Here is a 14,632-nt window from a genome sequence, read left to right as displayed (position 1 = left end):
CTAAAAAACGGATTCCCTGTCCGTTCGCTGCCGCATCCCGCGTTGTGTTAACACGAAAAACGTCATCGCGTATTCAACCACTACACGCTCGCTACGCGGACGCCATCATATGCCGATGAAAGGCGTTTAGCACCCTGATTTGATGCCAAACGCCATTTCACCAAGCACATTAAGGCATTAGACCGCTTTAACCTGAATTGGTTCACCCGCGCGTTTGGTGCGCAGCGTCCGCTTGGTACGATCGACCACTTCGCCCGCCAATTGACCGCACGCTGCATCAATATCGTCACCACGCGTCTTACGCACGATGGTGGTGAAGCCATACTCCATCAGCACCTTGGAGAAACGATCTACCCGGCTGTTAGAACTGCGACCATAGGGTGCCCCCGGGAACGGGTTCCAGGGAATCAGGTTAATCTTGCAGGGAGTATCTTTTAAACACTCGGCAAGCTGATGCGCATGTTCGGTGCCATCATTGATGTGATCCAGCAGCACGTATTCCACGGTAACGCGCCCCTGATTGGCATTGGATTTCTCGAGATAGCGACGCACAGCGGCTAAGAAAGTCGCGATGTCATACTTTTTGTTGATGGGCATGATTTCATTACGGATATCATCCGTCGGCGCGTGCAGCGATATCGCCAACGCGACATCGATCATATCACCTAATTTATCCAGCGCCGGTACCACACCAGAGGTAGAAAGCGTCACGCGGCGTTTGGATAAACCAAAACCGAAATCATCCAGCATGATCTCCATGGCCGGCACCACGTTGTTCAGGTTAAGCAACGGCTCACCCATACCCATCATCACCACGTTGGTGATGGGGCGTTGACCGGTGACTTTCTGAGCGCCGATAATTTTCGCGGCACGCCACACCTGACCAATAATTTCCGACACGCGCAGGTTACGGTTAAACCCCTGCTGCGCGGTCGAACAAAATTTGCATTCAAGAGCGCAACCTACCTGCGAGGAGACGCAGAGCGTGGCACGGTCTTCTTCCGGGATGTACACGGTTTCGACCCGTTGCCCGCCGACCAGAATCGCCCATTTGATGGTGCCGTCCGAAGAACGCTGTTCAGCGACCACTTCCGGCGCACGGATCTCGGCGATCTGCTGTAACTTCTGACGCAGCACCTTATTGATGTCCGTCATGTCGGCGAAATCATCGCTACAGTAGTGATACATCCACTTCATCACCTGATCGGCGCGGAACGGCTTCTCACCAATGGAAGCAAAAAAGGCGCGCATTTGCTGGCGATTCAAATCCAACAGATTGATCTTTTCACCGTCGGTTTTCACGACAGGTGCAGCATCGGTAGCAGTGGAGGAACAGGTGACGGCAGACAGGGTAGTGCTTTCCGCTAAAGACGGAGACTGGGACATGCTCATAATGATAACTCTTGGCCTCGTTATTACACGTTGTGGCGCGACAGATGACGACAATATATACCCTAAATAATTCGAGTTACATGAAGGCGGCAAGCGAGTGAATCCCGATGAGCTTACTCAGGTAAGTGATTCGGGTGAACGAGCGCAGCCAACGCACAGGCAACTTGAAGTATGACGGGTATTAATAGGAAACGCCCCGGACAAACAGTGCGTGCTCATCCGGGGCGCGGCATTGTACAAAGTTTAAAACAGCGATGCTACCGCCGTCGCGTTTTTTTACGCTTGATGCGAGAAAAACACTCGCACCGGATTAACGCAGGCGCGGGCAGATCTCTTCAGCACTGAAAAAATAAGCGATTTCACGTGCAGCAGATTCCGCAGAATCGGAGCCATGTACCGCATTTTCGGTAAAACTGTCGGCGTAATCAGCACGCAGTGTACCTGCCAGCGCATTTGCCGGATTGGTCGCCCCCATGATGTCACGGTTGCGCTGAATGGCGTTTTCCCCTTCCAACACCTGCACCATGACAGGGCCTGATGTCATAAAACCCACCAGCCCATCAAAAAACGGCTTGCCTTGATGCTCGGCATAGAAACCTTCCGCCTGCTCGCGGGTTAATTGCACCATTTTGGCGGCCACCAGCGTGAATCCGGCGCTTTCAAAACGCGCGTAAATGGCACCGATGGCATTCTTGGCTACGGCATTGGGTTTTACGATGGAAAAGGTACGTTCTACCGTCATATTGACCTCATTATGTCACACGCTAATAACGACCGGATTAAAAGAATTATCATACCAGTCAGTGAAAGTGGCGCCGATTATAGGGTGGCAACATTCCCTTGCCTATCGGCTTTATAACATTTTCTTAAAAAAATCGTATCTTTTTATCTCGTCATTGCGCGCACCGCCACACGGGTGGGCAAATCCCGGCATCACAGCAATCACTGTGCGATCACAGTTCCCAGAGTAATTTGTTACCTTTTGAGTAATTTGTTTTTAAAACAATAAGATAACTAGAATTACTGCACAGTTCACTGTTAGGCTTTACCCGTACGCTACACCTTCTCAGGTGACACCTGACAGACGTTACCCTTAACAATAGCCACGAAGAGGGCAAAAAATGAAAAGAGCCGTTAATGCGTTGCAGAATTTCGGCAAATCGCTGTACGGTCCGGTGCTGATCCTGCCAATCGTCGGGTTGTTTATCGCGTTTGGTAATGTGTTCGGTAACGGCAACCTGGCCGAATACCTGCCTTTGCTGCACCACCCCATTATTCAGAATTTTGGTCAACTGATCGCCAAATCCGCCGTTGCCATTCTGGCTAACCTGGCGCTGGTGTTTGCCGTCGGCATCCCCATTGGCCTTGCCACCCGTGACAAAGGTTATGCCGCCCTGATCGGGTTAGTGACCTTTATCATTTTCATCAATGCGATGAACATTACGCTGCAACTTCAGGGCAAACTGGTGCCTGCGGCGGAGATGCGCCCTGCCGGACAGGGCATGGTGCTGGGCGTGCAAGTGCTGGAAATGGGCGTGTTCGCCGGTATCCTTATCGGCGCCTTTTCCGGTTATCTGTTTAACCGTTATTCCAGCAAGCAGTTTAACGGTGTGATGGCTATCTACTCGGGTCACTGTTTTGTCACCATCCTGGCGATCCCCAGCGCGATATTGCTCGGCTTTGTCATGAGCGCCGTCTGGCCCTATGCCCAGCACGGTATTAGCGCACTGGCCTTTGCGATTAAAGGCGCAGGGCCGTTTGGCGTAGCGATTTACGGCTTCCTTGAACGGATTCTGATCCCAACCGGACTGCATCATCTGGTCTATACCCCGTTCCTGTATACCGAACTGGGTGGAACCGCCGATGTGTGCGGCAAGTTGTACCAGGGTGCGCGTAATATTTATTTCGCTGAAATGGCCTGCCCCAGCGTCACACAGCTGAGCCCGACCGTTGCCTGGGATGCGCGCGGTATCAGTAAAATGTTCGGCCTGACCGCAGCGGCATTGGCGATGTATGTCACCGCCAAACCGGAAAAACGCATTGCCGCCAAAGCTATCCTGATTCCCGCGGCCTTTACCTCTTTCCTGCTCGGCGTTACCGAGCCGCTGGAGTTCTCCTTCCTGTTCGTCGCACCGTTACTGTTTGTGGTACACGCGGTGTTAACCGGACTGGGGATGATGCTGTTCTCACTGCTTGGCGTGCACGCTATTGGCGCTAACGGCGTGATCGATTTTCTGCTGTATAACCTGCCGCTGGGCATCGCTAAATCCAACTGGCCGATGTACATCGCGGTCGGTCTGACCATGTCGGTGATTTATTTCTTTGTGTTCCGCACTCTGATCCTGTACTTCGACATGCCGACGCCCGGACGTGAAGCCGATGAAGCGGAGACGCGGCTCTACTCCAAAACCGACTATCAGAGTAAGGCGCAAGAAAAAGGCAGCAACGCCCCCGACGGTGCCACCGTTATCGCCGGACTGGGCGGCAAACCCAATATTGAGGTGGTCGACAACTGCTACACCCGCTTGCGCGTGACGGTGAAAGACACCGCGCTGGTTGACGATCAGCAATTGAAGACGACCGGAGCTAAAGCCGTTATCCGCCAGGGTAACAATGTTCAGGTGGTGTATGGCCTGCATGTGAAAACCGTTCGTGAAGCCGTAGAAAATGCGCTTTAAAAGGAGACAGACGATGACTAAACCCCCTTTCATCCTGACCATTGCCGGTGGCGGCAGCACGTATACGCCTGGCATCGTGAAAAGCCTGATGGTACGCCTGGCGGATTTCCCGCTGGCTGAAATCCGCTTGTACGACATCGACAGTCAACGTCAGGACACCATCGCACCAGTGGTCGAAAAGGTGATTCGCGATCACAGCGACAGCATTCGTTTCTGCGTCACCACCGATCCGGAAGTGGCGTTTTCCGGCGCGCATTTTGTGTTTGCCCAGATGCGCGTTGGACAATACAAAATGCGCGAGCAGGATGAAAAGATCCCGCTGCGTCACGGTGTCGTCGGGCAGGAAACCTGCGGCCCCGGTGGATTGGCCTACGGCTTGCGCACCATCCTGCCGATGGTGGAACTGATCGATCTGGTTGAGCGCTTTGCACATAAAGAGGCCTGGATTGTTAACTACTCCAATCCAGCGGCCATTGTCGCGGAAGGGATCCGTCGCCTGCGCCCTGATGCCCGGGTACTGAATATCTGCGATATGCCGGTGGCCGCGATGCGCAATATCGCCGCCGTGCTGGGTGTAAAACGCGAAGAGATCACCGTCGATTATTTCGGCCTGAATCACTTTGGCTGGTTTACCCGCGTACTGGTCGAGGGTGAAGATCGTTTGCCGCAGTTGCGTGAGCACATCGCCCGTTATGGCCTGCTCACCGCCAATGCCGCAGACACCGATCCGCAGCATGCGGATCCCTCTTGGGTGAAAACCTGGCGCAACATCAAACCGGTGATGGACCACTTCCCGGAATTCGTGCCGAACCCCTATTTACAGTACTACCTAATGCCTAATGAGATCGTCGCGCATCAGGACCCTAACTACACCCGCGCCAACGAAGTGATGGACGGGCGCGAGAAGAAACTGTTTGCCGCCGCCGCCACCTACAAACAAACCGGGATTTTGCCGGACGCGTTCCACGTTGGCGTACACGGATCCTTTATCGTCGACGTTGCCTGCTCACTGGCGTTCGATCTGCGCCAACGTCATCTGGTGATCGTTGAGAACAAAGGGGCAATTGCCAATCTGCCCTATGATGCGATGGTGGAGGTGCCCGCGTATATCACAGCAAACGGACCAGAGCCGGTTCGCATGGGCAATGTGCCGACGTTCCACCGCGCGCTGCTGGAACAGCAGTTGGCATCCGAGCAGTTGTTGGTGGAAGCGACCCTTGAAGGCAGCTACGAGAAAGCGTTACAGGCGTTTACGCTTAACCGCACCGTGCCCACCATGCAGCATGCCAAGGCTATCCTCGATGAGATGATCGCGGCAAACCGAGAATATTGGCCGCAGTTGACACAGGCCTACCGTGACGGCGTGGCGGTGAACGCAGGCAAATCCGAATAGCTGCTTGTCGGAAAAGGAAAAATGGCTGACAATATTTACCACTGTTTCACTCAGGGCGGCATGCACTGCCCATGCGTGGGGTTTATATGTCAGCTTCTTCTTCCCGTTTGTTTGTTTCTGCCGACTGGCTCGCGGAGCATCTGGCTTCCGATGACATCACACTGATCGATGCGCGCATGTTACCCGCGGGTGAAACCAGCCGGGATATCCATGCTGAATACCGCGCGGGTCATCTGCCCGGTGCGGTTTTTTTTGATATTGAAACCCTGTCCGATCCCAGCACCACATTGCCCCACATGATGCCCAGCGCCGACACGTTCGCCAAAGCGATGGGTGAATTGGGCATCAGCGACCAGCAACCGCTGGTGATTTACGATGAAGGTAACCTGTTTTCCGCTCCGCGTGCCTGGTGGATGCTTACCCACTTCGGCGCTCGTCAGGTGGTGATCCTTTCCGGCGGGCTGGCGGAGTGGAAAGCGCAGGGTTATCCGATTGAGCAGGGAGACGTGCATCCCACACCCGCGCATTTTAATGCCGTGTTGACCGAAGGGGCGATCCGCTCTCGGGAACAGGTATTGGCGATCAGCCGCGATGGCTCGGCGCAAATCGTCGATGCGCGCCCAGCACCACGTTTTCGCGGTGAAGTGGATGAGCCGCGCCCCGGCCTGCATCGCGGCCATATTCCCGGCAGTCTGAACGTGCCGTGGGGCGATCTGGTGACACAGGGCACCCTGAAACCCAGCCCCGAGTTAGCGACGATTCTGCACAAAGCGGGACTGGATTTCAGCCGCCCGATTGTTGCCAGTTGCGGCTCTGGCGTCACTGCCGTGGTGGTGATCCTGGCGCTGACGCAGTTGGGCGTGTCCGATGTTACGTTGTATGACGGTGCCTGGAGCGAATGGGGCGGCCGTGATGACACCCCTATCGCGTTAGGCTGATTGCCGCGCAGGAGCAGCACCATGGATAGCCGGTTGACATCACTGGTTCACCACGGCAGAGACTTGACGCGCGCGGAACACCGCGTGCTGGTATTTATTGCCGAGCATGCGTCACTGGTCGGCAAGATCACCGTACGTGAACTGGCGCAGCAAACCTACGTCTCGACGGCAACCATCATGCGCCTGTGCCAGAAAATGGGGTTTAGTGGCTACAGCGAGTTTATCTATCACTGCAAGCAGTTGCTCGCCGACGTGCCACGTTCGTTTCCGGCTAGCCCCTCGTCCGTTGCCAGCGACGGCATCCCCGACGCCTATCGCCATTTTGTCGCCAATTACGAAAAAACCTTCACCCACGTAACGCCTGCGCTGATGGACGCTTTCTGCCATATCCTGCGTCACGAGAGCCATTTTTTTCTTTACGGTGCCGGGTTCTCTCACCTGTTTACCGAGTACTTTGCCAAAAAGCTGCAAATACTGGGTAAAGATGCGTTTGTCTCCGGTCTGGGGGACAGCAAAGGGATTTTTCTGAGTAATGCCCCCAAATACCGCATCTTTATCGCAATCTCGCGCAGCGGAGAAACCGAGCAGGTGATTGAAAAAGCGCAGATCGCCAGAAACATCGGCATGACCGTGGTCGCCTTTACCCGCGCGTCGTTAAACCCATTAGCCAATGTGGCGGATTTACACTTTCGCTTGCATGATGACGCCATTCATTTTGCGGCCGAAGCGGGAGAGGTTAGCTCGTTCGAGTCTAATTTGGTGCTGCTGATTGATTTGCTGTTGCTGCGGGCGACCACGGGAAACCCGGTCTAGATGGCATCCCCTGAACAGGGGATGCACAGGGTGAATTACGCTTTGCCCGTCTGTTTGAACTCGCGCAGGAAGCTGCCCCATTTACGCTCATAAAACGGCGTGGCGTGGTGCAGAAAATAGTGGCTGACGCCGCCCTTTTCTTCCTTATCGACGATACAAATATCCACCGGCCGATCGTCGACGACGGTATCACTGGCAACCGTGCCTACGGCCTGAACAACCGTCTCAACCTCATCCAAATCGACCAGTTCCAGACCGATAAGCAGGTTCGGTTCGGCCTCACCTTCCTGAATTTGTACCACCCACGCACGGCGCACCGGGCGGTGCTTGGCAAGCAGTTGCGTCAGCGAATCGATCATTTGAACCGGCGACGGTTCCGGCAGGCTGAGATGCACTTCTACCGGCTCATCAACCACACGGCTTTGCACAAAGCCATTGCCCTCACCTGCCAGCATATGTTCCACCTCCTGCGGCAGGAACTCTTTGCCGTAGGGGAGTTTAGGATTAAGGAACAACGTCTGCCCCAGCGTTAATTCAAACAGCGAGCGCGCGGGCAGTGCCAGAAAAGCGGCTTCGGTTGAGATTGCCATCTGCAAGGCTTCCAGCGACGAGAAAAACGGGATAGCGGTGCTGCCATCGGGTTTTTCCCAATGTTGAATCTCAACCTGGCTGCCCACAGGCAGTGTACTGGCACCCTGTTCGCTCGCCTCATCGCTGTCGCCAATGATATAGACGGTGGCGTCCATCAGTTCGGTGAAAAACTCAGGGCGATGGGCAGGCTCGGTCGCCGCCTTCATCAGCACCTCTTCCAGCTTGTTTTGGGCTGTAAATGTCATACTGTTATTATCACTCACGCCTTATTCACTTTCGCTCAGCAGCAGATTGGCCAGCGTGCGCACGCCCAGGCCGGTCGCTCCGGTCGCCCACTGCTCCACCGCCCCTTTGCGATAAGTCGCGGAGCAATCGATATGCAGCCACCCTTTCTGATAGGACGAGACAAAATGCGACAAGAACGCCGCCGCCGTGCTGGCACCCGCGCTGTGCGCCGCGCCTGCAACGTTATTCAGTTCGGCAAAGCTGGACGGCAGTTGTGAACGGTGAAATTCTTCCAGCGGCAAGCGCCAGAACGGTTCATTTTCCTGTTTTGCGCTGGCGAGCAGGCGTTCAGCAAAGGTATCATCAAAGCTGAACAGCGCGTGATAGTCGTTACCCAGCGCCGTTTTGGCTGCACCGGTGAGCGTGGCACAGTCGATAATCCACTGTGGCTTTTGCGCACTGGCATCGATCAGGCCATCCGCCAGCACCAATCGCCCTTCTGCGTCGGTGTTCATCACTTCGACGCTTTTACCGTTGCGATAGCGCAAAATGTCACCGAGACGGAAAGCGTTACCGCTCACCATGTTGTCAGCGCAGCACAGGTAGAGTTTTACGCGACGGGTTAACCCTTGTGCAATCGCCAGCGCCAGCGCACCGGTAACCAGTGCCGCGCCGCCCATATCGGATTTCATCGAATCCATAAAACCACTGGATTTCAGGCTGTAACCACCGCTGTCAAAGGTGATGCCCTTGCCCACCAGACACGCAAACACCGGCGCATCCGGGTTACCTGTCGGGTTAAAATCCAGCGCCAGCAACACCGGTTGGCGTTCAGAACCACGTCCGACGGTGTGCAGCCCGATATAGTTTTGATCGCGCAAATCTTCACCCTTGGTGATGCGATAGTTGACCGCGTTGCCGCCCACATCGTGCAGCAAATCCACCGCACGCGTGGCCAGTTGTTCTGGCCCCAGATCTTCAGCGGGCAGGTTAATGGTGTCGCGCACCCAATCGACAACTTTCAGGCGCAGATCCAGCGCCTTGCGCTGTGCCTCTTCCAACGGTGCCCACTCGACGGTACGTTTGCCTTTCGGCGCGCGGTAGCCTTGCCAGAACGCCCAGCTGGTTTCCAGATCCCAGCCTTCGCCCACCAGTTTGACGTGTTTGATGCCTTGCCCGTCGATTTTGCGCGCCGCACGCTGAAGGGTGCCCAGCGCCGCCGTTTCGGGCAGATGAATGGTAAATCCTTGCTCGTTCGCGCTCAACGACGCTTTTTCTCCCCAGCGTGCATCGGCGGGCTGGGTGGAGAGTGAAATCTGCATAGCTTCGCTTGTCATATCAGCTCCGTGGATATTATTTTCAACAGCAGCCTATACCCATCATGTTTCAATTCAAATTATTCAGAGTGAGGGTGCTGAAAAAAAGGGCCGCCCGTCAGGCAGCCCCGAATTGTCATTCTGCTTCGTCTAACCACACCAGCAGTATCGCTTCCAGGATTTTTTCGTTGGACGCGTCCGGCACGTCATCAAACTCATCCAGCTCGCAAATCCAGCGATGCAGGTCGGTAAAACGCACTGTTTTCGGATCCGTGTCGGGAAACGCGTCATACAGTGCTTCACCAATGGCACGGCTGTCTGTCCATTTCAATCCCATGATCAGCTCCTGTTAATGCTCGCGGGCATGGTTAATGGTGTAACGCGGGATCTCAACCACCAGATCGTCGCCCGCGACACGCGCCTGACAGCCCAGACGGCTTTCGGGTTCCAGCCCCCAGGCCTTGTCCAGCATGTCATCTTCATCTTCTGTGCTTTCCGCGAGAGAATCAAACCCTTCGCGCACAATGCAATGGCAGGTGGTGCACGCACAGGATTTCTCGCAGGCGTGTTCGACTTCAATACCATTGCGCAGGGCGACGTCCAGAATCGTCTCACCCACGTTGGCTTCCAAAACCGCACCTTCAGGACACAGATCCTGATGCGGTAAAAAAACTATCTTAGGCATGCTTACACCTCATCCACAGAGTGTCCAGCCAGCGCCCGACGAATGGAAGCATCCATACGACGCGCTGCGAACCCCTGGGTTTGTTGATCTACGGTTTTTATCGCGGCTTCAATCTGCGCAACGTCATCACCTGCACTCACCTGTTGCAGCGTCGACACCGCCTGAACGATAGCCGCCTGTTCTTCGGCGCTCAGCAAGTCCGCATCGGCGGCCAGCGCGCTTTGCACGCTTTCCAGCACCCGTGCAGCTTCGACTTTCTGCTCTGCCAGCATGCGCGCCACGACGTCGCTCTGCGCATTCTGCATCGAATCGGTGATCATCGCGGCAATTTCATCATCGCTCAACCCATACGACGGTTTGACCTGAATCGCCGCTTCCACGCCCGTGGATTTCTCCATGGCAGTAACACTCAGCAGGCCATCCGCATCCACCTGGAAGGTAACGCGAATATGCGCACCACCGGCGGGTAGCGGCGGAATGCCGCGCAGCGAGAATCGCGCTAACGAGCGGCAATCCGGCACCAGTTCGCGTTCACCTTGCAGTACGTGGATCATCATGGCAGTCTGGCCGTCTTTAAAGGTGGTGAACTCTTGCGCACGCGCCACCGGGATGGTGGTGTTCCGCGGAATCACCTTCTCGACCAGACCACCCATGGTTTCCAGACCGAGCGACAGCGGGATCACATCCAGCAACAGCATCTCGCTGTCTGGCTTGTTGCCCACCAAAATATCCGCCTGAATGGCTGCGCCCAGCGCCACCACTTTATCGGGATCGATGGCGGTCAACGGCGTGCGACCAAAAAAATCGCCGACGCGGGTGCGCACCAATGGTACGCGGGTTGAGCCGCCCACCATCACCACTTCCTGCACCTCATCGGCCTGAACGCCCGCGTCTTTCAGCGCCCGACGGCAGGACAGCAGCGTGCGTTTCACCAGCGGCTCGATAAGTGCATCAAACTGTTCGCGGCTCAGTTCGCCCTGCCAGGTGCCAACCTGCACCGGCACTGACGACGCGGCACTCAGTGCAACCTTGGCCTGCAAAGCCGTATCAATCAATTCACGCTGCACGCGCGCATCGCAACGATCGTTAACACCGGCCTGCTCGCGCAGCCACTCCACCAGCAGGTTGTCGAAATCGTCGCCGCCAAGCGCAGAATCACCGCCGGTTGCCAGCACTTCAAACACCCCACGACTTAAACGCAGGATGGAGATATCAAAGGTACCACCGCCCAGATCGTAAACGGCAATCACCCCTTCCTTACCCGAATCCAGCCCGTAAGCGATGGCTGCCGCCGTCGGTTCATTGAGCAAACGCAGCACATGCAGCCCGGCCAGACGCGCGGCATCTTTGGTGCCTTGACGCTGAGCGTCGTCGAAATAGGCAGGAACGGTGATCACGACACCATCCGGCACGCCGCCCAGTGCCGCTTCAGCGCGCACTGCGAGCGCAGAGAGGATATCGGCAGACACCTGAATTGGGTTTTTATTACCCGCCGCCGTTTGCAACACGGGCAAGCCGTTGTCGCTGGCCTGAAAACGGTACGGCAAATGGGGATAACGTTGCTGAATATCGGCCAGCGAACGGCCCATCAGTCGTTTGATAGAGCTGACGGTGTTGGTGGGATCGTTTACCGCCTGCGCCTGTGCCGCCCAGCCGACATCGATACTTTCTGCCGCATAGCGCACCACCGAGGGCAGCAGTTCGCGCCCTTCGGCGTCCGCCAGCGGCTGTGCTTCACCGCTGCGCACCGTTGCCACCAGCGAATTGGTGGTGCCGAGATCAATACCCACGGCAAGACGGCGCTGGTGCGGTGCTGCGCTGAGGCCGGGTTCACTAATTTGTAATAGGGCCATATTGAGCTTCCATCAATTGGCTGTCGGTGCCACAGTTGCGCCGACGAAATAAAAAAACGTTATTCGATTATGTGCAGCATTACGCGGATTAACGATCCAGCAGTTGTTCTTCGAGTTGTTCCACCTGCTGTTGCAGCTTATCCAAAAAGCGGAGTTTACGTACCGTATCGGCGGCCGCCGACCACGATGCCTGCGCCAGTTCGGACTGCATCTGAGCAGTACGCTGCCGTGTCATGGCGGTTAACTGGTTGGCAAAATCGGCCAGTGCGGCTTCAGCCTCTTGCTGGTGGGAAATCGCATCCAACTGCTCGCGCAGCTCCAGTTGCTCCATCAGAAAGGCGGTATCACGCATCGTATGTTGCTCGTTACCCAGATCAAAACCGTGCAACGATAACATATATTCTGCGCGTTTCAGCGGGTGTTTCAGCGATTGGTAAGCATCATTAACCGTTGCCGCCTGCTGTACGGCCAGCAGACGCTCCCGCTCAGGCTGCGTGGCAAAACGATCGGGATGGAACTGGCGTTGCAGTTCCTGATAACGAGAAAGGAGCAGGCTGCCATCCACATCGTAGTGAACCGGCAGCCCGAATAACGTAAAGTAATCCATAGTGCGCTCGGACATTCTGGCGCTAACGGGTAGCCGCCCTGCGCCAATGCGTCACGAGCATGCCCCCGTTAACACGGGCAAAACGAATCAGACCGTAAAGCTTTCGCCGCAGCCGCATTCGCCGTTAACGTTGGGATTATTGAACTTGAATCCTTCGTTCAACCCTTCTTTGACGAAATCCAGCTGCGTGCCGTCGAGATAAACCAGGCTTTTGCCATCTATGATGACTTTTACCCCTTTATCCTCAAACACCACATCGTCGTCGTTAAGGTCGTCAACAAACTCAAGCACATAAGCCATGCCAGAACAACCTGACGTCCGCACACCTAAGCGCAGACCAACGCCTTTGCCTCGATTTTCCATAAAAGCGCTGACACGTTGTGCTGCGCTATCGCTAAGAGAAATAGACATACAACAACCTCAATATCGTTAGCACACCTTCTGCCCAACGCTTTCACGCCGGGCAGCACGGTTCACCGACAGATTATTTCGCAGTGCGTTTGCTTTTATAATCCGCGATCGCAGCTTTGATCGCATCTTCTGCCAGAATAGAACAGTGAATTTTCACCGGTGGCAGTTCCAATTCCTCGGCGATCTGGGTGTTCTTGATAGCCTCAGCTTCGTCCAGAGACTTGCCTTTCACCCATTCAGTGATCAGCGAACTGGAAGCAATGGCGGAGCCACAACCGTAGGTTTTAAAACGTGCGTCTTCGATAATGCCGTTGTCGCTGACTTTAATCTGTAATTTCATTACGTCGCCACACGCCGGTGCACCCACCATGCCGCTGCCAATCGACGGATCGGCGTTGTCAAAGGAGCCGACGTTGCGCGGATTTTCGTAATGATCAATAACTTTTTCGCTGTATGCCATGATTAACGTTCTCCGTGCTGCGAATTAATGATGAGCCCATTCGATGGTGGTCAGATCCACGCCCTGCTTGAACATCTCCCACAGCGGGGAAAGGTCACGAAGACGTCCGATGGATTTCTGGACCAAATCGATGGTGTAGTCGATCTCTTCTTCGGTAGTAAAACGGCCGAGAGAAAAGCGGATCGAGCTGTGCGCCAATTCATCATTCATGCCCAGCGCACGCAGCACGTAGGATGGCTCCAGGCTCGCAGAAGTACAGGCAGAACCGGAGGAGACAGCCAGGTCTTTCAGCGCCATGATCAGGGATTCACCCTCAACATAGTTAAAGCTGACGTTCAGGATATTCGGCGCGCCCTGCTCCAGGTCACCGTTGAGGTACACCTCTTCAATATCCTTGATACCGTTCCACAAGCGATGACGCAGTGCGCTCAGGCGAGCGACTTCTGCCACCATCTCTTCTTTGGCGATACGGTACGCTTCACCCATGCCGACGATCTGGTGCACGGGCAAGGTGCCAGAACGCATACCGCGTTCGTGACCGCCGCCGTGCATTTGCGCTTCAATACGGATACGGGGTTTACGACGCACATACAGCGCGCCGATGCCTTTCGGGCCATAAATTTTATGACCAGAGAAAGACATTAAATCGACTTTTACCTTGCTGAGATCGATAGGCAGTTTGCCCACGCTCTGCGTGGCATCAACGTGGAACACAATACCACGGCTACGGCACATCTCGCCGATAGCGGCAATGTCCTGTACCACACCGATTTCGTTGTTCACGTGCATGATGGAAACCACAATGGTGTCTTCACGCATTGCCGCTTCGAGTTCGTGCAGGTCGATAATGCCGTTACGCTGCGGCGCGAGGTACGTGACCTCAAAGCCTTCACGCTCTAACTGACGGCAGGTATCCAGCACGGCCTTGTGTTCGGTCTTGCTGGTAATGATGTGTTTGCCTTTCTTCTGATAGAAGTTGGCGGCACCTTTGATAGCCAGGTTGTCGGCTTCGGTCGCGCCGGACGTGAACACAATTTCACGCGGATCGGCACCCACCAGATCGGCGATTTGGTTACGCGCGATATCCACTGCCTCTTCCGCCTGCCAACCGAAGCGGTGAGAACGGGAAGCCGGGTTGCCAAACGTACCGTCCAGGGTCAAAAACTGCATCATTTTTTCAGCCACGCGCGGGTCAACCGGCGTCGTGGCTGAATAGTCTAGATAAATGGGTAACTTCATTGCTCATAAACTCCGTACATCACTTCAAAAC

At 55.3% G+C, this 14,632-nt stretch carries 15 protein-coding genes; 4 read left to right on the top strand and 11 right to left on the bottom strand.

The window, feature by feature from the left end; all coding sequences use genetic code 11:
* Positions 1 to 177: 177 nt before the first annotated feature.
* Both J5224_RS00235 and ndk read right to left on the bottom strand, forming a co-directional pair.
* Positions 178 to 1,392 (bottom strand): bifunctional tRNA (adenosine(37)-C2)-methyltransferase TrmG/ribosomal RNA large subunit methyltransferase RlmN, encoded by a 1,215-nt coding sequence (locus tag J5224_RS00235; RefSeq protein WP_413544623.1) that lies wholly within the window; start codon positions 1,390 to 1,392, stop codon positions 178 to 180.
* Between the two features lie 310 nt (positions 1,393 to 1,702).
* A complete protein-coding gene (ndk, locus tag J5224_RS00230) occupies positions 1,703 to 2,134 on the bottom strand; it encodes a nucleoside-diphosphate kinase (RefSeq protein ID WP_264623433.1) in 432 nt (143 codons plus the stop codon).
* Between the two features lie 379 nt (positions 2,135 to 2,513).
* Between ndk and J5224_RS00225 the strand changes: the two genes are divergently transcribed.
* From J5224_RS00225 to J5224_RS00210, 4 genes are all read left to right on the top strand, one after another.
* Positions 2,514 to 4,070, top strand: coding sequence for a PTS transporter subunit EIIC (locus tag J5224_RS00225; RefSeq protein WP_264623432.1), 1,557 nt, complete (start codon positions 2,514 to 2,516; stop codon positions 4,068 to 4,070).
* Positions 4,071 to 4,083: 13 nt separating this feature from the next.
* Positions 4,084 to 5,463: a 6-phospho-alpha-glucosidase gene (locus J5224_RS00220; RefSeq protein ID WP_264623431.1), complete on the top strand. Its 1,380-nt coding sequence runs from the start codon at positions 4,084 to 4,086 to the stop codon at positions 5,461 to 5,463.
* Between the two features lie 86 nt (positions 5,464 to 5,549).
* Entirely contained in the window at positions 5,550 to 6,401 is an 852-nt protein-coding gene (gene sseA, locus J5224_RS00215; RefSeq protein ID WP_264623430.1) for a 3-mercaptopyruvate sulfurtransferase, read from the top strand.
* Positions 6,402 to 6,422: 21 nt separating this feature from the next.
* Positions 6,423 to 7,214, top strand: a complete 792-nt coding sequence (locus J5224_RS00210) for a MurR/RpiR family transcriptional regulator (protein WP_264623429.1) — start codon at positions 6,423 to 6,425, stop codon at positions 7,212 to 7,214.
* A 35-nt stretch (positions 7,215 to 7,249) separates the two neighbouring features.
* Here the strand turns inward: J5224_RS00210 and sseB are convergent, their stop codons facing one another.
* The 9 genes from sseB to J5224_RS00165 form a co-directional block, all read right to left on the bottom strand.
* The gene (gene sseB / locus J5224_RS00205; RefSeq protein WP_264623428.1) at positions 7,250 to 8,050 is read right to left on the bottom strand and encodes an enhanced serine sensitivity protein SseB; all 801 of its coding nucleotides are present in this window, start codon (positions 8,048 to 8,050) and stop codon (positions 7,250 to 7,252) included.
* Positions 8,051 to 8,071: 21 nt separating this feature from the next.
* Positions 8,072 to 9,367, bottom strand: coding sequence for an aminopeptidase PepB (gene pepB, locus J5224_RS00200; protein WP_264623427.1), 1,296 nt, complete (start codon positions 9,365 to 9,367; stop codon positions 8,072 to 8,074).
* Between the two features lie 115 nt (positions 9,368 to 9,482).
* On the bottom strand, positions 9,483 to 9,683 hold the full coding sequence (gene iscX / locus J5224_RS00195) for a Fe-S cluster assembly protein IscX (RefSeq protein ID WP_264623426.1): 201 nt from the start codon (positions 9,681 to 9,683) through the stop codon (positions 9,483 to 9,485).
* 12 nt (positions 9,684 to 9,695) lie between these two features.
* Positions 9,696 to 10,031, bottom strand: a complete 336-nt coding sequence (gene fdx, locus J5224_RS00190) for an ISC system 2Fe-2S type ferredoxin (protein ID WP_264623425.1) — start codon at positions 10,029 to 10,031, stop codon at positions 9,696 to 9,698.
* 2 nt (positions 10,032 to 10,033) lie between these two features.
* On the bottom strand, positions 10,034 to 11,884 hold the full coding sequence (hscA, locus tag J5224_RS00185) for a Fe-S protein assembly chaperone HscA (protein WP_264623424.1): 1,851 nt from the start codon (positions 11,882 to 11,884) through the stop codon (positions 10,034 to 10,036).
* Positions 11,885 to 11,972: 88 nt separating this feature from the next.
* Positions 11,973 to 12,491 carry a co-chaperone HscB gene (gene hscB, locus J5224_RS00180; protein WP_264623423.1) on the bottom strand — a complete coding sequence of 173 codons (519 nt, stop codon included), beginning with the start codon at positions 12,489 to 12,491 and terminating at the stop codon, positions 11,973 to 11,975.
* Between the two features lie 87 nt (positions 12,492 to 12,578).
* Entirely contained in the window at positions 12,579 to 12,902 is a 324-nt protein-coding gene (gene iscA, locus J5224_RS00175) for an iron-sulfur cluster assembly protein IscA (RefSeq protein WP_264623422.1), read from the bottom strand.
* A gap of 73 nt (positions 12,903 to 12,975) precedes the next feature.
* Positions 12,976 to 13,362, bottom strand: a complete 387-nt coding sequence (gene iscU / locus J5224_RS00170; RefSeq protein WP_195315164.1) for a Fe-S cluster assembly scaffold IscU — start codon at positions 13,360 to 13,362, stop codon at positions 12,976 to 12,978.
* Between the two features lie 24 nt (positions 13,363 to 13,386).
* On the bottom strand, positions 13,387 to 14,601 hold the full coding sequence (locus J5224_RS00165; protein WP_264623421.1) for an IscS subfamily cysteine desulfurase: 1,215 nt from the start codon (positions 14,599 to 14,601) through the stop codon (positions 13,387 to 13,389).
* Positions 14,602 to 14,632 lie beyond the last annotated feature (31 nt).

Source organism: Candidatus Symbiopectobacterium sp. NZEC135 (assembly GCF_025962695.1).
Note: the sequence above shows the minus strand (reverse complement) of the source record. Positions and strands in the feature narration are given on the sequence as shown.

Bases quoted from the DNA above. Each gene is read 5' to 3' on its own strand.
- J5224_RS00225 (WP_264623432.1), top strand. From the start codon at position 2,514: ATGAAAAGAGCCGTTAATGCGTTGCAGAATTTCGGCAAATCGCTGTAC.
- sseB (WP_264623428.1), bottom strand. From the start codon at position 8,050: ATGACATTTACAGCCCAAAACAAGCTGGAAGAGGTGCTGATGAAGGCG.
- pepB (WP_264623427.1), bottom strand. From the start codon at position 9,367: ATGACAAGCGAAGCTATGCAGATTTCACTCTCCACCCAGCCCGCCGAT.
- iscA (WP_264623422.1), bottom strand. From the start codon at position 12,902: ATGTCTATTTCTCTTAGCGATAGCGCAGCACAACGTGTCAGCGCTTTT.
- hscB (WP_264623423.1), bottom strand. From the start codon at position 12,491: ATGGATTACTTTACGTTATTCGGGCTGCCGGTTCACTACGATGTGGAT.
- J5224_RS00235 (WP_413544623.1), bottom strand. From the start codon at position 1,392: ATGAGCATGTCCCAGTCTCCGTCTTTAGCGGAAAGCACTACCCTGTCT.
- J5224_RS00165 (WP_264623421.1), bottom strand. From the start codon at position 14,601: ATGAAGTTACCCATTTATCTAGACTATTCAGCCACGACGCCGGTTGAC.
- iscU (WP_195315164.1), bottom strand. From the start codon at position 13,362: ATGGCATACAGCGAAAAAGTTATTGATCATTACGAAAATCCGCGCAAC.
- iscX (WP_264623426.1), bottom strand. From the start codon at position 9,683: ATGGGATTGAAATGGACAGACAGCCGTGCCATTGGTGAAGCACTGTAT.
- J5224_RS00220 (WP_264623431.1), top strand. From the start codon at position 4,084: ATGACTAAACCCCCTTTCATCCTGACCATTGCCGGTGGCGGCAGCACG.
- sseA (WP_264623430.1), top strand. From the start codon at position 5,550: ATGTCAGCTTCTTCTTCCCGTTTGTTTGTTTCTGCCGACTGGCTCGCG.
- hscA (WP_264623424.1), bottom strand. From the start codon at position 11,884: ATGGCCCTATTACAAATTAGTGAACCCGGCCTCAGCGCAGCACCGCAC.
- fdx (WP_264623425.1), bottom strand. From the start codon at position 10,031: ATGCCTAAGATAGTTTTTTTACCGCATCAGGATCTGTGTCCTGAAGGT.
- J5224_RS00210 (WP_264623429.1), top strand. From the start codon at position 6,423: ATGGATAGCCGGTTGACATCACTGGTTCACCACGGCAGAGACTTGACG.
- ndk (WP_264623433.1), bottom strand. From the start codon at position 2,134: ATGACGGTAGAACGTACCTTTTCCATCGTAAAACCCAATGCCGTAGCC.